This window comes from Phyllobacterium brassicacearum (assembly GCF_003010955.1).
GTDB lineage: Bacteria > Pseudomonadota > Alphaproteobacteria > Rhizobiales > Rhizobiaceae > Phyllobacterium > Phyllobacterium brassicacearum.
This window is the reverse complement of record NZ_PGGO01000024.1, coordinates 48,975-66,561: the sequence shown is the minus strand read 5'-3', so window position 1 is coordinate 66,561 and position 17,587 is coordinate 48,975. Positions and strand designations below refer to the sequence as shown.

Sequence of the window (17,587 nt, the reverse complement as noted above, 5' to 3'; positions counted from 1 at the left end):
AACGGGAACATCAGCGCTTAGCATATTTGAAGAACCGCGCAGTTAACTGAATATCGTCGCGCTGCAGTTAGTCAGGGTATGTCTCTAATTGGCTCCATCGCGTTAACAATCGCCGAAAAACTTGCGTTTGTTTCGATCCGTGGTGATGTAGCCAGCCAGATGATGATTGCCTGACATGGCAGAGCCTGTGCCATGTCAGATCAAGGATGAACTCGCAGCGGGCTTTGGCAACCGGCTGTGCCCGCCCTACTGCAGAATTCTGTTTTTCATCAGCCATTTCACGGAGCGGGGCCACGCGTGGTTCGAGCCCATGCGAAGATCGGTAAAGCCCTCCGAAACAGATTTCCCGGTTTCAACGTCAAGGATGCGAATGAACATGGTATGTTCCGTTCGGTTGACGCGCGTGATGACGCCTAGCAAGGCAAGAGACGCGCCGTGCTCTTTGGCGATCTGGCCTTCACAGCCCCCGCAATTACGCAATCCGTGCGGCGCAACCACCTGCTCATCCCTTCCTGGTACGTCAATTACTGTAAAACGCCCAGACTGGAAGAGCATGTCCTTCGCAACTTGTGCCGACTCAAATAGATTGCGCCTGTCGTGTTCATCCAGGGGAATTATTCCTGCCCCGGCGCTCTTGTCCTCCAATTCGAATGGAAACACCTCGATCGACATCGGCTTTGTCTGCTGAGCGTGCGCAAATGCGGTGCCCATAAACAGCATCATCAGGACGGTCAATGTGCGAAAGCGCATGGCGGCCAACCCATCAACCGGCCAAACGCTCGGGCTCGACTTTAAAATGTACCGCTTCACGACGATTGAGCTCCCGAAGGACCGCCGAGAGATTGGCAAGGCGCGGATTGCCGCGTGGCCCGAACATCCGCATCAAGTTTTTCGGATCCATCGCCACAGCTTCGCTAAGCTGATCAAAGCCGATGGTCGCGTTGATGTAGTCTCGAATCAGCGCCTTGCCCGAATCCGCATCACCCGCCGCGAATGCCTCAACGGCCTCGCCGAGCAGTGCTGCTCGAAACTCTGGATCGCGATCAGCCCGCGCCTTCACCGTATCCTTGAAACTGCGAGACAGTGCCATCGCCTTCACTCCTTTGTTTTCTTGCGTTGCTTGTAGTCGGCCCATCGTTGGAGAGCCCGAGCAATATCAGCCTGTTGTCGGCTTTTGGTTCCACCACCGAGCAGGATTATGAGCTTCGCGCCGTCGAAAGCGAGGTAAATGCGGATGCCGGGACCCCAATCAATCCGCCATTCCGAAACACCTTCGCCAACCGGCTTCAATCCTGAACGGTTGCCTCCTTCAAGCCGCACCACGGCCGTGGTCACCTTTGCGGCGTTCGTGGCCGGGAGCCGGTCGAACCATTCCTCGAAAGGTCGGGTCCCGCGTTCATCTTCATAGACCTCGACCTGAATCCTCATATGGTGTCATATACGACACTTTTAAACCCGATGCAATGAGTGCTCAGTACAAAGTCGTACCTATAGACAATCGTTCCTATGAAAATGCCGATAACAGCGGATTTTGATTGGGGCCAAGAAGGCTACAACGGCCTTCGGGGGGCCGGCGCACCTGCTGCCTCGGCGGCGCGTCGCCTAAGCAAGTCATGCTCGCGTCGGTTGTCCGCCAGAGCCGCTGCTGCTTCAAACGCGGCCCTCGCCTCCTCGCAACGACCGAGTTTACGGAGCAGATCGCCTCGCACACTCGGTAGCAGATGATAGCCTTTGAGTGCAGGCTCGCGCATTAGGCGGTCGACGATAGACAGGCCCGCTTCCGGGCCTTCGGCCATGCCCACCGCTACTGCGCGGTTGAGTTCAATGATGGGCGAGGATACGAGCATCGTCAGTTCCGCATAAAGTCCGGCGATGCTCGACCAATCCGTATCGTCCGCCGTTTTGGCCTGGGCGTGGCAAGCGACAATAGCTGCCTGAAGGGTGTAAAAACCGCCGGTTCCGCTCAGCTCGCGCGTTCGTTGGAGTGCCCGTATCCCTCGCTGGATCTGGAGCTGGTCCCAGAGCGCGCGGTTTTGATCCAGCATGAGGATGGGCTCGCCGGCTGCGTCGGTACGCGCCGCCGTGCGCGACGCATTCAGTTCCATCAGGGCGAGCAGCCCATGAACTTCGGGCTCGTGCGGCGCAAGGGAGGCGAGCACGCGACCCATGCGAAGTGCTTCGTTGCAGAGCTGGGGGCGCAGCCAATCGTGGCCCCGCGTCGCGGTGTAGCCTTCGTTGAAAATGAGGTAGACGACCTCCAATACCGAGGAGAGCCGCTTGGAGAGTTCCTCACCACTCGGGGTCTCATAGGTCAGCCCCGATTCCGAAAGGGTCCGCTTGGCGCGCACGATGCGCTGGGCAATTGCCGCGTCTGGCAGCAGGAAGGCTCTGGCGATCTCCTCGGTTGTCAGACCACAGATCATCCGCAGCGCCAGGGCCGCGCGGGCCTCACGCGACAAAAGCGGGTGACAGGCGGTGAAGATGAGCCGTAGCAGCTCATCGCCTATATCGTCGTCCAGGACGGAGTCGAAATCGGGCATGGCCTGTTGCTCCGTCTCCATGTCCAATGCGATTATCTCGTGCTTGCGCTCGAGCATTCGGCCGCGGCGCAAATGATCGAGGGCCCGGCGCTTTGCGGTCAACATCAACCAAGCGCCGGGTTTCTCTGGAACGCCTGTCGCGGGCCAACGCTCGAGCGCAGCCAACAGCGTGTCCTGCGTCAATTCCTCGGCCAGCGGGACATCACGCAGCATCCTTGCCAGGCTGGTGATCAGCCGGGGTTGCTCGATCCGCCAGACGGCGAGGATCGCGCGATGGGCGTCGGCGGCCGTCATGGCCACCGACCGTATCTGCAGGATCGTCGCCTCAAGGGCCGGCGAACGCGCGAACCTCGCACGTGCCTTCCCACCCCGGCATGAAGTCCTTGTGCAGCTGCATGAACTCGACCGCCGACGCCACGGCCTCTTCCTTGTTCCGGAACTCCATGATCGCGTAGCCGCCGATCACCTCCTTCGCCTCGACGAAAGGGCCGTCGATGACGCTGAGCTGCCCGTTCGCTATGCGCACCTGCGCGCCCATGGCGACCGGAGTGAGCCCACCCATGTCGAGCATGCGGCCGGCCTTGATTTCCCGGTCGGCGAGCTTGTTCATCGCCTCGATGAGTTCCGCTGTGGGAGGTCCGGAGTGGGCGGATGTGACGATTGACATGAATCGCATTTGAGAATTCCTCCTTGAGCGAGCCGCTGGCACCATTGCCACTGAACTGTCTCGCTTAATAAGACAACGAACTAGCTCCCGGCGGATCGACATCCGCATTGAAAAAAATCACACCGGGCACAACGCAGAGGGTATATAGAGTGCGCGACCGGGTGTTTGACGCAGCGTTGACCGCCGAGGCGGCGGTCAACGCTCGTGTAGGTAGACATTCGACGTTACACCATTAGGAGTCCAGTCCGCACTCCGGGATTGCCGGCGTCAAAGGCCTCACAGAAGAGCGTACTTGATCACACGTTCACGCAAAAGACTTCTTAACAACGGGCGGCAACCACAGAAGAACAATTATTTTCGGAACATCTTCATCGCAACTCCATTTGAGCGGACATGAAAACATCTGTTGGCATGTCCACGTTCTTTCTGATCGTTTCCGTCATCGTCGCTGCAGCCGCAGAGGTCAAACCCGACGCGATCAATTCTGCATCCCTGTCCACAATCCCGGCGGAACGTGCTTCCAAACCATCAGCAGATCCCGATCCTGCGATCGTCCGCCTTCAGGTTCTCCTCGACCGTGCGGGTACATCGCCGGGGGTGATCGACGGCATTTATGGAAAGAACGTTACCAAGGCGGTGGTCAGTTTCGAAAAGATGACGGGGATGCCCCCGGACGGCACAATCGACGCCGATGTAATCCGCAGGCTGGAGACCGGTGGCCCGATTATCGGCACCTACACGGTCACGGCCGACGACGCGAAGGGTCTTGTGGACCATATTCCCGTAGACTACGGCGAAAAGGCGAAGATGCCCAGCTTGGGTTACAGCAGCGTCGCCGAAAAGCTTTCAGAGCGTTTCCACATGCATATCGACCTGCTGACTGCGCTTAATCCAGGTTCGGATTTCGTCCCTGCGGAGACAGTCCAGGTAGCGATGCCGGGTCCCCCGCGCCAAGGAAAGGTGGCCCGCATCGAAGCCGACAAGACGGCTGGGCAGGTCACGGCTTACGATAATCGCGATGGCATACTAGCGGCGTATCCGGCGACAGTTGGCAGCGAGGACAATCCTTCTCCAGGGGGTACGCACAAGGTGAAGGGTGTCGCGCGTCTGCCCGTCTTTAGGTACAATCCAAAGGTCAACTTTAAGCAAGGGAAGAACGACAAGGTCCTCACCATCCCCAAGGGCCCCAATGGGCCGGTCGGAAGTGTCTGGATCGATCTAACCGAGCCAACCTACGGCATTCATGGAACGCCTGATCCCCAGCTTATCAACAAAGTCGGGTCGCATGGCTGCGTTCGTCTGACGAACTGGGACGCCGAGGAGCTAGCCGGAATGGTGAAGCCGGGCGTCGTTGTCCGGTTCGTCAACTAAAGTATCGGCCGCCGTGTTCCGATCAGCCTTGAGTGATGCCCGAAAGTGAACCGTTTGCCGAAACTATCGGCAGGGGCCGATTGCAACTTATGGCATCAATCTTTCATGATATACCGATCTTTGTGATCTATATGCCAGCGAGAGACGAGACGAGGAAGGCGGCAAAGCCAGCGATACACAAAAGTATCCAGAAGAGACTGTGCGGCAATCTATCGAGCCACGCGTTCGGCCGACGACTCAGCTCGCCGCTGGCTAAAGAAGACTGAGGGATCGGACGTTATGTACAATTCGATTCCCCATCAATAAACCTTCGTTTGAAAATGCCGATAATAGCGGATTTTCGCCGATTTTGATTGGTGCCAAAATGTCTACAATACGCATCATAGCAGGCGCGATTGCCGATTCATTTCGATAAAATCTTGTTTGTCTGGGCTAAATGTTCGTCGTGCAGTTCCGTCTTGATTGAGGATCGAAAGTTCCCTTTTTGCGGCAAGGTGGCCGATAACAGAATCTAGATCCTCCAGTCGCGCGGGCGTTTCATTCGCGATAGAGTTCAAAAGTTGACCATACCTAACGGGATTTCCCTTCGTGGTATCGCGAATCCGCCTTAGCAAATCCTCGGCCAACTGATCCTTCATGATCGAGACCTCGTGATCACCAAACATGAAATCAGAGGTAACCGATGGGTCAAAGTTAGGGTCAAATCCCAACATCTCCAGCCCCCCACGCCCTTGATGCAGTGAATGGTTTTTGACGGCCCAATGACTATCCACCATCACGTTTCTTGCAGTTGCGTGCTGGGATAAGTGAACGAGCCAAAGATTCTTGTTGGAGTCTCTCGATCGAATAAAGAACGGCGACAGGAATGACGCACCCGTAGATGCTTGAATATGCTGAAGCAGCAACCTCTGGATGGCATATCGCCCTCCACTTCCGTCACGCAATCCTATCATCTCAATTATCTGAGATTGATCTAATTCAACCTTGGCAAAACCCTTAAGGTTTTCGGCCCTCGTGCTGAGATAATCGATCAAAAAATCGACGGCAAAGGTAAGAATGCATTCTGCCTTTTCAAAGTTTGCAAAGAGGGACCGGATTGTTTCAAACGGCGCCTCGCCATATCCAGTCTGATCTAAAAGGAAAAGCGACCTACCCTTTCCCCGCACAGTCCTCTTTCGGATCGAAGCTTCAATCTCAACCGCCGCTTCTTCAAATTTCTTGCGGTGCAAATGTATGTCGTGACCGATACGGGAGAGATAACCCTCTCTGATCAGTTCTTCGCGCAGAAACTCGATATGATGTTTCGAAAGGTCCACGAAATGGAACTGAGCATCAATGTCGATGGGCTTTGCTCTTGAGGCGTTGAGCTTCGCCTGGGCGTTCCTAATTGCATTGAGTAACAGAAATGGCGTACCCTGAACGCGAAGGCCTTTATCGTCGAAGGCTCCGCCCCCACAAAAGCCGTCCACAAGTGTGATACGGAGCCGATCCATCCGTGGACTTCTGACGACGGTGTCAAAATAGGCTTCGAGATAATGCTCAATCAGGCGCAGTTTTGCACCGCTATGCGGCTTTAGAGTTGGGAGTTTGTTACCAGGTTTCCACGCAAATTTCGCTATAGCAGCCTCTCCTCCAATATATTGGATAGATGAGGGCCCCACCTGAGCGATTCGTCAAGTAGTTACGCAGCATCCTCAGCGCTATACCGGCGTATCGGGAATTCTCTAACAAGCTGACCGTCAACCAGACCGCCTCCTTTACCGAACGTATCGAGCACTTTTACGTCAGCTAGCGGCATCTTTAATTCTTGGATTAGGGGGTTATTGCTGTATGAGCCCCACTGCTTGTGAAACGCTGCAATTCCAAATTTCTTGCAATCGGCAATAATATCCCGTGCCCATTGGCTGGCCATGTGCCTCGCGCCGTGGCCACTTTCACCCCCGCTGATAAGCCAGTCGGGTTTGGGATCATCACCTCCAATTCGCAATGGGCCAATAGCGGGCTCATACGAGACGAACCAGATTGCTGCCGGAATTTCACGAAGGAACCGTTTACGTTGTTCAAATCTGACCTGATCTTCTGCCGTGAAGCCGAGCCAGACATTGGGATAGCCTGCTGCTCCCCAGTCGTCAGGTAGCATTTTGCCGATATTTTGCGGGCGCTTGGTCAAGAGCTGCCAATCGAGCGATGGTGTTTCTCGGATGATCGTAAAGAGATCCGATCTCCATCGTGGATCCGCTTGATTGTCGAATACGTCGGCCAATGACGCACAAAACACCCGTTGCCGGCGTCCGTTCTGGGCATGAAATTGAGTGGCTTTTGATTGCCAAATAACGGGCGCCCTCCAGTAGCTCTCCGTCGTGCGTTTTCTGGGAGAATTTCCCCATTTCACATGACCAGAACGCTTCGACCAAGCTTCAGCGTAGCAATTATCACAGCCCGGGCTGATATTGGTGCATCCCGTCCAGGGATTGAACGTGTGATCGGTCCATTCAATCGTAGAATTCATGGCCATATCACTTCTCCTGTCCGCAACAAGCCCTCACACTTACATTCCGTGTTCAAGGTGATCAAACCCTTAATTGACACACATATTATGAGACTGAACAGTGCGGTCATTCCCTCGGGTTCGTAACGAGGATCCCACTAGTCGCCGCTTTTTCTAGCTGGCGAATGGACACAAAAATCTCTTCGAAGGATGGCGGCGCTCCAAATATCATGCTCATCATATTGGCATAGTCTTGCCGGAGCGCCTCGACCATCCCGTCTTTCGGTGCGATTGCAAACGACCCCGGATACCGATTGAAGATCATAGTCTGGCATGTCAAAAAACACTATTGCAAGCGAGAAGGTGGCAACAGTCGTGGTGGGATAAATCCCCTATCTGTGGTAGCAACACTATTTGCAGCAGGCTTACCCCAACACACGGTTCGGCTGATCTCGTCAAGCGGCAAAAGAATAATGCTGCGGATGCCGAAGCGATTTGCGAAGCTGCAATGCGACCGACCGGACCCGCATATACTGCCCTTTTGCAATTGCGACGCAACTGAGCTAAAGCGCTAGCCATACATAGCTGCTTCCCCCGCCATTCGCAGGTGATCAGCAGTGAAGCAGCACCAGTTCAAATGTCGGTTGGTATGAGGATGCAATCCAAGAAAGATATCGCCACGCTTTGCAAGGAAAACGGCTTGCGGCTGACCGGTCCGCGACGGGTCATCATGAAAGTCCTGTCAGAGGCAACCGACCATCCGGACGTCGTGGAGTTGCATCGGCGCGTCAACGCGATTGATCGCGGCATTGCCCTCGCCACGGTCTATCGGACGGTCAACCTGCTGCAGGAGAAGGGCGTCCTTGAACGCCATACATTTGCGGATGGGCGGGCACGCTATGAGCCGGCCCACCAGGAGCATCACGACCACCTGATCGATGTCGAAACCGGCGACGTGATCGAGTTCCGCTCGGACGAGATCGAACGACTCCAGGAAGAAATCGCCCGCAAGCACGGATTTGCGATCGTCAGCCACAAGCTCGAAATCTATGTGAAGCCACTAAAGGCCAAAGTACAACTTCGCGGAAACAGACCGCCGGCGAAGCCGTAAATCAGCGGCTCGGCCGCTGCGGACCAATGTTCTTCTTTTCCGAGCGGAAGCCGGTTCAACACCGGCCGCATTGGATAGGCCAGAGCTCAGCTCGCCTCACGCCGCTCGATCCGCGCGGCCTTGCTGGTGGCAAAAATGACTGCGGCGATGAAAACGATGCTCATCAGCAGCACGATCGTCGGGGCCGGCGCGCTGTCAATGAAGAACGCAAGATAGACACCGAGGAATGAGGCGATCACTGCGATAACGACCGAGAGGATCAGCATGGTGCTGAACTTACGGGTCAGCAGAAAGGCAATGGCGCCCGGCGCGATCAGCATGCCGATGGCGAGGATGATGCCGACCGCTTTCAGCGCCCCGACGACGGTCAGCGAGATCAGGCACAGGAGCCCATAATGCAGAAGCCTGACCCGCAGGCCGACTGCCCTCGCCTGCGCGGGATCGAAGGCGTGCAGCAAGAGATCCCGCCATTTGATGATGATGATGCCGGCGGTTATCGCCGCGATGATTGCGGTCTCTGTAATGTCCCCGAGGCCGACGCCCAGCATGTCGCCAAACAGTATGTGGTCGAGATGCACGTCAGACTGGATCTTGACGTAGAGCACCAGCCCGAAACCGAACATCCCGGAGAAGACGATGCCCATCACCGTGTCCTGCTTGATACGGCTGTGCTCCTTCAGAAAACCGGTCGCCAGCGCGCAGATCATACCGGCGGCAAAAGCGCCAACGGCAAATGGGACGCCGACGATATAGGCGATGACGACACCGGGGAAGACGGCATGACTGATCGCGTCTCCCATCAGCGACCAACCCTTCAGCACGAGGAAACAGGAGAGCAGAGCGGTGGGGATTGCGACCAGCACCGAAATGATGAGCGCATTGACCATGAACTCGAACTGAAACGGCGTGAGCAATGTGTCGAGAATGCTCATAGGCCCGTCTCCAACGCCTGACTTGCCCGCCGACGCGCGGCGAGCAGGCCGTGCTTGGGTGCGAAGACGAACGCAATAAGGAATATCAGTGTCTGCAGGACGACGATGATGCCGCCGGTGGCGCCGTCGAGGAAATAACTGGCATAAGCGCCGGTGAAGCTGGTCCCAGCGCCAATGGCAACCGCGATGACAAGCAGGCGCGGAAACCGGTCGGTGAGCAGATAGGCAGTTGCGCCCGGCGTCACCACCATGCAGATGACGAGGAAGGCGCCAACGGTCTGGAGAGCCGCTACCGTCGAAGCGGAAAGCAGCGTGAAGAACATGATCTTGAGCGCCGTCGGATTGAGACCGATCGAGCGGGCGTGGCTTTCATCGAAGAAGACCACCATGAGGTCCTTCCACTTCACCAGCAGGATGGCAAGCGAGACAAAGCCGATGATGGCAAGTTGAAGCGTATCCTCGGGAGTGATGGCAAGGATGTTGCCAAGTACGATGGTCTGGATGTTCACCGAGGTCGGCGACAGCGACACCATGAACAGGCCGAGACCGAAGAAGGACGAAAAGATCAGGCCGATGATGGCATCCTCCTTCAGTCTGGTCCGCTGGTTGAGCAACAGCATGGCGGCGGCAGCCAGTCCGCCAGAGAAGAAGGCACCGATCGAGAACGGAAGACCCAGCATGTAGGCGCCGGCGACACCGGGGACGATAGAATGCGAAAGCGCGTCGCCGATCAGCGACCAGCCTTTCAGCATCAGATAGCAGGACAGAAAGGCGCAGACACCGCCGACCAGAGCGGAGACCCACATGGCATTGACCATGTAGTTATAGGCAAAGGGCTCGAGGAGCAGGTTCATCAAGTCGGCCCCCCATTGCCCTTTTCGGGATCGCGCGCCGTGGGCTTGTCATCGTAAAAGACGAGTGGGCGTTCGTCATCGGTGATGAGGTCGACCGCATGCGGCTTGCCGACTTCCGCCTCGCTCAGCACGAAGTGGCGAAGCACGCCGCCAAAGGTCTTTTCGAGGTTCGCCTGTGTGAAGGTCTCCATCGTGGCGCCGTAAGCAAGCACGGTGCCTTTGATCAGCACTGTGCGGTCGCAGAACTCCGGCACACTACCGAGATTGTGGGTCGAGACCAGCATCACCCTGCCCTCGTCGCGCAACGCGCGCAGCAGCTGGACAATGGCATCCTCGGTCTTGACGTCGACGCCGGTGAAGGGTTCATCGAGCAGGATGACGCGACCATCCTGCGCCAGCGCGCGGGCAAGGAACACCCGCTTTTTCTGCCCGCCCGAAAGCTCGCCGATCTGGCGCTTGCGGAAATCGCTCATGCCCACGCGTCCGAGAGCAGACGACACCGCCGCATGATCGGCGGCCTTGGCAATGCGCATCATGCCCATATGGCCGTAGCGGCCCATCATGACCACATCCTCGACCAGAACCGGAAAGTTCCAGTCGACGTCCTCGCTCTGCGGTACATAGGCCACGAGGTTCTTCTTCAGCGCAACGTCAACTGGCTGGCCAAGAATGGAGATCTCACCCTTTGCGAGGCGGACGAAGCCCATGATCGCTTTGAATAGTGTCGACTTCCCCGAGCCGTTGACACCGACGAGAGCGGTGATCGTGCCCGTCGGGATCTGGAAGGTCACATCACGCAGCGCGGTGTGGCCGTTGCGATAGGTGACGGTGGCGCCACGTACGGCAAGGCCAGAGTCAGCCCCCGCAGACCCTGGGGGAGCAAAAGGTGAAACAAAGGCGTTCATTGCGACAGACCCTGCGTCAGGCCCTTTTCAACGGTGTCGGAGGTCACGCGGAGAAGGTCGATATAGGTCGGGACCGGACCGTCGGCATCGCTCAGCGAATCGACATAGAGGACGCCGCCATAAAGGGCTCCTGTCTCGCGCGCCACCTGCCTGGCCGGTTTGTCGGAAATCGTGCTCTCGCTAAAGACGGCAACGATCTTGTTGGCCTTGACTGCATCAATGACCTTGCGCACCTGTTGCGGTGTCCCCTGCTGGTCGGCGTTAATCGGCCAGAGATAAAGTTCCTTCAGGCCGAAGTCGCGTGTGAGATAGCTGAACGCTCCCTCGCTCGAGACCAGCCAGCGCCTGTCCGCAGGGATTGCATCGAGCTTCGCCCGGATCGGCGCTATCGCATCGGTGATCTTCTTCTTGTAGGCCTCGGCATTGGCTCTGTAGGTCTCGGCATTCTTCGGATCGTATTTCACGAAGGCGTCGCGGATGTTGTCGACATAGATCAGCGCATTCTTCGGTGACATCCAGGCATGGGGATTGGGCTTGCCAGAATATGGTCCTTCGGAGATGCCCATCGGCTCGACGCCATCGGAGACCACAGCGCCCGGCACGTCTTTCAGGTTCTGGAAGAATTTCTCGAACCACAGCTCGAGATTGAGCCCGTTCCAGAGGATGAGCTGCGCGCCTTGCGCCTTCTGGATATCGCCCGGTGTCGGCTGATAATTGTGAATCTCGGCCCCCGGCTTGGTGATCGATTCCACGATCGCGGCGTCCCCTGCCACGTTCTTCGCCATATCCGCAATCACGGTGAAGGTGGTAACGGCCTTGAACTTCTCCTGGGCTAATGCGCTTCCTGGCAGGAGGCTGAGTACCCATGCCCCCGTAAGCCCAACGAGAAACGAGCGTCTGACGCGATCAAACATGCTCATCATTTCCTTATTGCGATTGCGTTGCAAGTGCACCTTTATTTGGCGCCTGCCAGTTTTGCAAGTGCGAATTAGTCGCAATAATGCGCGGCGCCCCCTTTGCAAGCAACACGGCCGTGGTGATGCCCGGCATCTCGACGAACCGGTCATCAGCATAGATGCCAGAAACCACTGGCTATAATGTTCTGTTGATCTGGACGGATATATCCTCGATGAATGGTCCAGAGCCGCCGCAATGCCAAGGCAGCGAGGCGATTGCTCAAACAACTGCTGACGAAACAAGGCAACTCAACCTGCCGCCTTTGCCTCCTCGCAGCTTTGGGCGGCGGCGACGACATCGGCCTCGGTCACATCGTAAAGTGCTTTATGAATGGAGAACTTGAGGGAGCGCCTATCGGGCAGCAGCAAAAGAACGACCGTCTCTTGCGGCGCGCTCCCCCGCTCGGTGCAGGCCAGCTGATTGACCGAGACGACAACATCCCCGCCGCATTCAAGAACCTCACGCGTCCACGCCTTGATCGCTGTCGCCTGACAAGGAAGGCTGCGACGTTCGGGAGCGAAAGGATTGATAAATGTACTCATAGGAATTTCGATACCTTTCTCATTTGTGGGGCGTGGGGATGGGGCGGGAGCGATAGGTCGGACCGCTCAGGCAGTGGCACCGTAACGTTAACCGAGCATCGATCAAAATGTGGGATCTGGGGTGATGACCAGATTTGCACGTGATCCTCTCTATCGTCGCCACCGGTTTCCAGCGGAAGTGATTGCCCATGCCGTTTGGCTCTATTTTCGGTTTCCGCTCAGCTTGCGCATGGTCGAGGATATGCTGGCAGCGCGTGGCATATCGTCTCTCACCAGACCGTGAGACTCTGGGCTGAGAAATTCGGCGGCGCTTCGCCAATGATATCCGCAAGCGCTCAGCCGGCAGGCTCGGCGACAAATGGTACCTCGACGAGGTCGTCATCACCATTCGAGGAAAGAAACCCTGGCTCTGGCGCGCCGTCGATCAGCATGGCTTCGTCCTCGACGTTCTGGTCCAAAGCCGCCGCAGTGCCAAGGCTGCAAAGCGTTTGATGTGCAAGCTTCTGAAAGGACAAAGCCGTTCGCCACGCGTGATAATCACCGACAAGCTCCGATCCTACAGTGCCGCAAAACGCGATATCATGCCCGGCGTCCAGCATCGTTCGCACAAAGGACTGAACAATCGAGCGGAGAATTCCCATCAACCCGTCCGACGGCGTGAGCGGATCATGAAACGCTTCAAGTCACCACGACAGCTTCAGCGCTTCGTCTCGATCCACGATCCGATCGCCAACCTCTTCCAAATTCCCCGCCACGAGACCCCATCTCACCACTATCGCGAGCTGCGAGCAGCAGCCATGGAAGCGTGGTGCCAAATAGCAGGCCTTCGCGCCGCCTGAACCAAAGCGCCACTCCCAGCTCTTGTTTTCAGAGCGTTAAGTTTACAGTACCCTGCCGAGCCTTTTCCCACCGATCGCTAATTAGCTTGTCGGCGTATGGTGATTTCGGAGTGAGATCAATGGTTGAAGCCGGACGGGTCCGGCTTCAACCTGGGAGCACTTTGACTATCTCAACGAGGCCCGAAGTGCTCGCCGCCTTTCCCAGCGCCACCACAAAGTTATCCATCGCTGCGAAGCTCGCACCCATACTCTACCGTGGAATCTACACGCCGAACGATCAAACTAACCGGGGATCACGGGATGGGGGTGAACTTCAGTTCGCCGATCGGAACAACTTTGTCTGTTCGCGTCATTTTGTATTCGGTGTTCTGGCCTAGCCACTTGTCCCAGATTCTGTTGATTTCGCCTGACTCATCGAGCGAATGCAAAACTTCGTTGACCTTGGCGGTCAGTGCCGGTTGGTCCTTTGCCATGCCAACGCCGATTGGCTGGAAGAGCATGGGATCCTGAATCATCCGCATCTTCTTGCCCCTGGTCTGAGACTCGTTGACGAACTTTGTCGTGGTCATCGTATTGGCCACCATACCGCGAGCCTTACCCTGCTGAACGGCGAGATAGGCCGATGCGGTGTCCTGGAACGTCAGTGGCTCGGACTTATTGAGCTTGATTGACATTTCCGACGTAGAACCCTTTGCGGATGCGATGCGCTGGTTGGCGAAATCAGCCTTTGTCTGGCCAGGATCGTCAGCAGGAACAATGAGCATTTCCTTGGCGAGGTAATACGGATCGCTGAACTGGATCTGATCGGCGCGGCTTTGGGTATAGGCAAGATTTGCCACCGTAATGTCGACGCGGCCGAGCTTGACCTCCGGGACACGCGCCTCGACGGAGACCGGTTTGACCTCGGCCTTTACGCCAAGGTGCTTGGCAATTGCATTGCATAGATCAACGTCGAAGCCAGCCATTTCGCGGGTCGCAGGATCCGGCGAGGCGAAAGGTGGCACATCAGCAAACGTCGCGCAGCGAAGCGTCTTGGCGGACATGATGTCATCCAGCCGGTCCGCCTTGGCGGGAGCGATCGCTGCGGTCGCTGCAATAGCGAGACTGAGCACGATGCATTTCATGGTCATAGCTGTTCTCCTTTGGTTATTATTGAGGTGTCAGTGTCGCAGATCGGCGAGAAACCGTTGAGCGCGGGGATGGCGGGGGCTTGTAAAAAATTCCTCCGGCGTCGCCGTTTCGATGATCTGGCCGGCGTCGATGAACCAGATCCGGTCGGCAACGTCGCGTGCGAAGCCCATTTCATGGGTAACGCACAGCATGGTCATGCCGTCGGCAGCCAGGCTCTTCATGACGGCCAAAACTTCTCCGACCATCTCTGGATCGAGCGCGCTCGTCGGCTCGTCGAACAGCATGACAGGCGGCTCCATGGCAAGAGCACGGGCAATCGCCACGCGCTGCTGTTGGCCGCCCGACAACTGGCCCGGAAAAGCATTGGCCTTGTCAGCGAGCCCGACGCGGTCGAGAAGGCGCAGAGCCTGGTCATGAGCGACATCGCGAGCCACCCCCTTTACCCGCACTGGCGACATCGAGACATTGTCGACCACGGACAGATGCGGAAACAGGTTGAAACTTTGAAAGACAAAGCCGATCCGGCTGCGGAGGTGGTTGAGCTCGCGCGTTTTCATGGGTGCGTGAATGTTCTGGCCGTCGAAGGAAATCGACCCGCTGTTTATCTCCTCGAGACGATTGATCGTGCGGATCAACGTCGATTTGCCTGAGCCGGACGGTCCGCAGATAACCACCACCTCGCCTCGGGCGACTTGGGCGTTGATGTCTTTTAGGACCGGATAGTCGCCATACTTTTTGGAGACCTTCGAAATGCGGATCGCATACGTATCCTGTGGCGATTCTGACGGTGTCATAGCTGCTCCGATATGATTTTAGCGGGTGCGATCACGGCTGCTGCTCCGGCGCCGGTGAGGCCGGCACGCTTGCGGGTGATCCGGCGCTCGAGACGGTAGGCGACATGGGTCAACGACCAGCAGATCGCGTAGTAGATGAGCGCAAGAATGAGAAATACCTGGAAGGGCTGTGTGAGGAGCTGGTTGTTGACCTGGCTTGCGGCGAAGGTGAGGTCCGGTACGTTGATGACATACCCAAGGGTCGTATCCTTGATCGTCGACACGAAGGTGGACAGAATACTTGGGATCATGTTGTAGAGCGCCTGGGGCAAAATCACGAAGCGCATCGCACCAAAATAGCCATGTCCCAAAGCCTTGGCGGCTTCCATCTGCCCCTGGCCCAGTGCAACGATCCCTGCCCGCACGACCTCGCTGAGAAACGCGGCTTGATAGATGACGAGTGTCGTCAGCATCGTCACAAAGCTCGGCACATCGGCGCCTGTGAGCAGCGGAACCAGGAAATAGCTCCAGAGGATGAGCATCAGCAGCGGCACGCCACGCGTTACATAGACGAGCACCGTGACCGGCCAGCGCAGGAACGGCCATTTGGACAGGCGCGCCAGCGCCAGCAAGATGCTGAGGGGAAATGCAAGAGCAATGCTCAACGCCGACAGGATCAGCGTGTTGGCAAGCCCGCCCAACGGACCGTTCGGATATTGCCCGATCAAAAGCAGCAGCCAATAATCTCGGATAATGGCGATGATATCGTTGATCATGCGCGGGTCCTCGCGGCTGGATCAGCGCGCATCGTCAGATAGGCGCCGCCGGCCATGATGAGGAGCGAGAAGAACAGATAGAGCAATGTTCCAATCAGGTAGATCTCGAAGGTGCGGAAACTGAGGTTCTCAATCTCCTTGACCGCATGCGTCAGCTCGGACGCGCCAATGACGACGCCCAGGCTGCTATTTTTAAAGAGTGAAACGCTATGGTTGATCAGCGGTGGCAATGCGTTTCGCACCCCTTGCGGCATCAATACGAAGCGCATCGCCGATAGATAACCATGACCGAGCGCCCGCGCGGCTTCCATTTGTCCCGGGCTGACCGAGCGAAGCCCGGATCGCAAATCCTCGCTGAAGTAGGCGGCCTGGCAAAGCCCGAGCCCGATGATCGCAAAAATCGCTTCGGCGTTGTGGCTTGCGAGCCAATAGCTCAGCCAGTCCGGCAACAGCGTGAAGATGCCGAAGTACCACAGCATCAGCTGAACGAGCGTGGGAACATTGCGATGATAGGAGACATAGCCGGCCACAAAGGCATTGCCAAAGCGCCCGGGCGAGAAGCGAAGCGCGAGCAGCAGGATGGCCAGGGTCATCGCCAGGAGCCAGGAGCCGATCGCGATGACGAAAGTCATCACGATGCCGTGCAAGAGCATCGCGATGAATTCCGGGTTGGTCAGGATCGCGGAGAGATCAAACCCTGTCACGGCTTCAATCCTTTAGGGGAAGGCGCCGCGCGTGGCGTTGCCGGTTTGGCAGTCTGAAGGCCGCCCATCACTTGGAGGGTCGGCGTGATCTCCATGTGGCCGATATTAACAGCGATGGGTGCGGCGATAGCGAAAGCGATGGCCTCTGCGATATCAGCGGCTTTCGGCAGTTCGAAGCCGTCGATAAAGCGTTCGCGGATCGATGGGTCGTCGCCGTGGACATGTGCGAAAATGTCGGTCGCGACCCGGCCCGGGCAGATTTCCGTGACACGCACCCTTTTGCCGAAGGCATCGAGACGCAGTTGATTGGACAGCATGCTCACGGCCGCCTTCGTCGCATGATAGGAGGAGTTGCCGCCAAAATTATAAGCGCCCGCTATCGAGGAGATGTTGATCACATGGCCGTTGTCGCGCGCGACCATGCCCGGTACGACCATGCGGCAGAGATGCAGGACAGCACGAAGATTAACGTCAACCAGAAGATCAATATCGCCTTCTTCGGCTTCCAGGAATTTCTTCGGACGATCGACGCCGGCATTATTGACCAGGATGTCGAACGCAATGCGGGCCGTTAGTTCGCCAAGCGCTGTGCGATTTGTCACGTCAATCACATGAGGGATGCAACCGGTCTTTTCTGCAAGTTTCTGCAGTGGTTCTGCGCTGCGAGCTAGGGCGTGAACCTCGATATTTTCCCGGCACAGCCGTTCAACGACAGCCGCACCAATACCGGAAGAGGCGCCCGTGACCAACGCTGTCCTGTAATCGGAAAATGACATTTCTCGTTCCCCAGTTGTTTTTTGAACATTAGTTGAACTTCAAAGCCCTGCCTAAGACCGATTATTTGTGGAGCAATAAGCAAGCCTTATGACGCGTAAGGATGATGCAATTGCTGGCCTCTAAGGCTCTATGGGTTGGCATGGCGATTGGCGCGCCATTGTGTAAGCGTATGATTTTTCTTGTATTTTCCGATTTGCAAATTCGCCGAAGGCCTGTACCA

General features: G+C 56.9%; 19 protein-coding genes and 1 pseudogene. 3 read left to right on the top strand and 17 right to left on the bottom strand.

Annotated elements, in window-relative coordinates; genetic code table 11:
• Positions 1-246: 246 nt before the first annotated feature.
• The 5 genes from CU102_RS23795 to CU102_RS23775 form a co-directional block, all read right to left on the bottom strand.
• Positions 247-750: a DUF2380 domain-containing protein gene (locus CU102_RS23795; protein WP_106713563.1), complete on the bottom strand. Its 504-nt coding sequence runs from the start codon at positions 748-750 to the stop codon at positions 247-249.
• Positions 751-763: 13 nt separating this feature from the next.
• Entirely contained in the window at positions 764-1,090 is a 327-nt protein-coding gene (locus CU102_RS23790; RefSeq protein ID WP_106713578.1) for a helix-turn-helix domain-containing transcriptional regulator, read from the bottom strand.
• Between the two features lie 5 nt (positions 1,091-1,095).
• A complete protein-coding gene (locus tag CU102_RS23785; protein WP_106713562.1) occupies positions 1,096-1,428 on the bottom strand; it encodes a type II toxin-antitoxin system RelE/ParE family toxin in 333 nt (110 codons plus the stop codon).
• 122 nt (positions 1,429-1,550) lie between these two features.
• On the bottom strand, positions 1,551-2,834 hold the full coding sequence (locus CU102_RS23780; RefSeq protein WP_106713561.1) for an RNA polymerase sigma factor: 1,284 nt from the start codon (positions 2,832-2,834) through the stop codon (positions 1,551-1,553).
• 31 nt (positions 2,835-2,865) lie between these two features.
• Complete coding sequence (locus CU102_RS23775) at positions 2,866-3,216, bottom strand: YciI family protein (RefSeq protein WP_106713560.1); 351 nt, start codon at positions 3,214-3,216, stop codon at positions 2,866-2,868.
• A gap of 384 nt (positions 3,217-3,600) precedes the next feature.
• On the opposite strand from CU102_RS23775, the gene CU102_RS23770 reads away from it, so the two are divergent.
• On the top strand, positions 3,601-4,578 hold the full coding sequence (locus CU102_RS23770) for a L,D-transpeptidase family protein (protein ID WP_106713559.1): 978 nt from the start codon (positions 3,601-3,603) through the stop codon (positions 4,576-4,578).
• A 380-nt stretch (positions 4,579-4,958) separates the two neighbouring features.
• Here the strand turns inward: CU102_RS23770 and CU102_RS23760 are convergent, their stop codons facing one another.
• Positions 4,959-6,239 (bottom strand): three-Cys-motif partner protein TcmP, encoded by a 1,281-nt coding sequence (locus tag CU102_RS23760; protein WP_166648555.1) that lies wholly within the window; start codon positions 6,237-6,239, stop codon positions 4,959-4,961.
• A gap of 20 nt (positions 6,240-6,259) precedes the next feature.
• Positions 6,260-7,093 (bottom strand): DUF5131 family protein, encoded by an 834-nt coding sequence (locus CU102_RS23755; RefSeq protein ID WP_106713556.1) that lies wholly within the window; start codon positions 7,091-7,093, stop codon positions 6,260-6,262.
• 628 nt (positions 7,094-7,721) lie between these two features.
• Between CU102_RS23755 and CU102_RS23740 the strand changes: the two genes are divergently transcribed.
• On the top strand, positions 7,722-8,177 hold the full coding sequence (locus CU102_RS23740) for a Fur family transcriptional regulator (protein ID WP_106713553.1): 456 nt from the start codon (positions 7,722-7,724) through the stop codon (positions 8,175-8,177).
• An 86-nt stretch (positions 8,178-8,263) separates the two neighbouring features.
• Here the strand turns inward: CU102_RS23740 and CU102_RS23735 are convergent, their stop codons facing one another.
• The 5 genes from CU102_RS23735 to CU102_RS23715 form a co-directional block, all read right to left on the bottom strand.
• A complete protein-coding gene (locus CU102_RS23735) occupies positions 8,264-9,109 on the bottom strand; it encodes a metal ABC transporter permease (protein WP_106713552.1) in 846 nt (281 codons plus the stop codon).
• Positions 9,106-9,963 carry an iron/manganese ABC transporter permease subunit SitC gene (sitC, locus tag CU102_RS23730; RefSeq protein WP_106713551.1) on the bottom strand — a complete coding sequence of 286 codons (858 nt, stop codon included), beginning with the start codon at positions 9,961-9,963 and terminating at the stop codon, positions 9,106-9,108. The genes CU102_RS23735 and sitC overlap by 4 nt, the downstream gene beginning before the upstream one ends.
• Positions 9,963-10,868: a manganese/iron ABC transporter ATP-binding protein gene (locus CU102_RS23725; protein WP_106713550.1), complete on the bottom strand. Its 906-nt coding sequence runs from the start codon at positions 10,866-10,868 to the stop codon at positions 9,963-9,965. Before CU102_RS23725 ends, sitC begins: the two co-directional genes overlap by 1 nt.
• Positions 10,865-11,782, bottom strand: a complete 918-nt coding sequence (locus CU102_RS23720) for a metal ABC transporter substrate-binding protein (RefSeq protein ID WP_106713577.1) — start codon at positions 11,780-11,782, stop codon at positions 10,865-10,867. Before CU102_RS23720 ends, CU102_RS23725 begins: the two co-directional genes overlap by 4 nt.
• A 291-nt stretch (positions 11,783-12,073) precedes the next feature.
• On the bottom strand, positions 12,074-12,367 hold the full coding sequence (locus CU102_RS23715; protein ID WP_106713549.1) for a hypothetical protein: 294 nt from the start codon (positions 12,365-12,367) through the stop codon (positions 12,074-12,076).
• Positions 12,368-12,491: 124 nt separating this feature from the next.
• On the opposite strand from CU102_RS23715, the pseudogene CU102_RS23710 reads away from it, so the two are divergent.
• Positions 12,492-13,206, top strand: a pseudogene (locus tag CU102_RS23710) (IS6 family transposase).
• Between the two features lie 293 nt (positions 13,207-13,499).
• Here CU102_RS23710 and CU102_RS23705 read toward each other — a convergent pair.
• The 5 genes from CU102_RS23705 to CU102_RS23685 are packed head-to-tail and all read right to left on the bottom strand — an operon-like array spanning position 13,500 to position 17,366.
• Positions 13,500-14,336: an ABC transporter substrate-binding protein gene (locus CU102_RS23705; RefSeq protein ID WP_106713548.1), complete on the bottom strand. Its 837-nt coding sequence runs from the start codon at positions 14,334-14,336 to the stop codon at positions 13,500-13,502.
• Between the two features lie 30 nt (positions 14,337-14,366).
• A complete protein-coding gene (locus tag CU102_RS23700; protein ID WP_106713547.1) occupies positions 14,367-15,131 on the bottom strand; it encodes an amino acid ABC transporter ATP-binding protein in 765 nt (254 codons plus the stop codon).
• Positions 15,128-15,886, bottom strand: coding sequence for an amino acid ABC transporter permease (locus tag CU102_RS23695; RefSeq protein WP_106713546.1), 759 nt, complete (start codon positions 15,884-15,886; stop codon positions 15,128-15,130). Before CU102_RS23695 ends, CU102_RS23700 begins: the two co-directional genes overlap by 4 nt.
• Positions 15,883-16,590, bottom strand: a complete 708-nt coding sequence (locus CU102_RS23690) for an amino acid ABC transporter permease (protein ID WP_106713545.1) — start codon at positions 16,588-16,590, stop codon at positions 15,883-15,885. The genes CU102_RS23695 and CU102_RS23690 overlap by 4 nt, the downstream gene beginning before the upstream one ends.
• Entirely contained in the window at positions 16,587-17,366 is a 780-nt protein-coding gene (locus tag CU102_RS23685; protein ID WP_106713544.1) for an SDR family oxidoreductase, read from the bottom strand. The genes CU102_RS23690 and CU102_RS23685 overlap by 4 nt, the downstream gene beginning before the upstream one ends.
• Between the last annotated feature and the right edge of the window lie 221 nt (positions 17,367-17,587).

Excerpts from the sequence above, each read along its gene's own strand:
- CU102_RS23795 (WP_106713563.1), bottom strand. The coding sequence starts at position 750 with ATGCGCTTTCGCACATTGACCGTCCTGATGATGCTGTTTATGGGCACC.
- CU102_RS23790 (WP_106713578.1), bottom strand. The coding sequence starts at position 1,090 with ATGGCACTGTCTCGCAGTTTCAAGGATACGGTGAAGGCGCGGGCTGAT.
- CU102_RS23785 (WP_106713562.1), bottom strand. The coding sequence starts at position 1,428 with ATGAGGATTCAGGTCGAGGTCTATGAAGATGAACGCGGGACCCGACCT.
- CU102_RS23780 (WP_106713561.1), bottom strand. The coding sequence starts at position 2,834 with ATGACGGCCGCCGACGCCCATCGCGCGATCCTCGCCGTCTGGCGGATC.
- CU102_RS23775 (WP_106713560.1), bottom strand. The coding sequence starts at position 3,216 with ATGCGATTCATGTCAATCGTCACATCCGCCCACTCCGGACCTCCCACA.
- CU102_RS23770 (WP_106713559.1), top strand. The coding sequence starts at position 3,601 with ATGAAAACATCTGTTGGCATGTCCACGTTCTTTCTGATCGTTTCCGTC.
- CU102_RS23755 (WP_106713556.1), bottom strand. The coding sequence starts at position 7,093 with ATGGCCATGAATTCTACGATTGAATGGACCGATCACACGTTCAATCCC.
- CU102_RS23740 (WP_106713553.1), top strand. The coding sequence starts at position 7,722 with ATGCAATCCAAGAAAGATATCGCCACGCTTTGCAAGGAAAACGGCTTG.
- CU102_RS23735 (WP_106713552.1), bottom strand. The coding sequence starts at position 9,109 with ATGAGCATTCTCGACACATTGCTCACGCCGTTTCAGTTCGAGTTCATG.
- sitC (WP_106713551.1), bottom strand. The coding sequence starts at position 9,963 with ATGAACCTGCTCCTCGAGCCCTTTGCCTATAACTACATGGTCAATGCC.
- CU102_RS23725 (WP_106713550.1), bottom strand. The coding sequence starts at position 10,868 with ATGAACGCCTTTGTTTCACCTTTTGCTCCCCCAGGGTCTGCGGGGGCT.
- CU102_RS23720 (WP_106713577.1), bottom strand. The coding sequence starts at position 11,782 with ATGTTTGATCGCGTCAGACGCTCGTTTCTCGTTGGGCTTACGGGGGCA.
- CU102_RS23715 (WP_106713549.1), bottom strand. The coding sequence starts at position 12,367 with ATGAGTACATTTATCAATCCTTTCGCTCCCGAACGTCGCAGCCTTCCT.
- CU102_RS23705 (WP_106713548.1), bottom strand. The coding sequence starts at position 14,336 with ATGACCATGAAATGCATCGTGCTCAGTCTCGCTATTGCAGCGACCGCA.
- CU102_RS23700 (WP_106713547.1), bottom strand. The coding sequence starts at position 15,131 with ATGACACCGTCAGAATCGCCACAGGATACGTATGCGATCCGCATTTCG.
- CU102_RS23695 (WP_106713546.1), bottom strand. The coding sequence starts at position 15,886 with ATGATCAACGATATCATCGCCATTATCCGAGATTATTGGCTGCTGCTT.
- CU102_RS23685 (WP_106713544.1), bottom strand. The coding sequence starts at position 17,366 with ATGTCATTTTCCGATTACAGGACAGCGTTGGTCACGGGCGCCTCTTCC.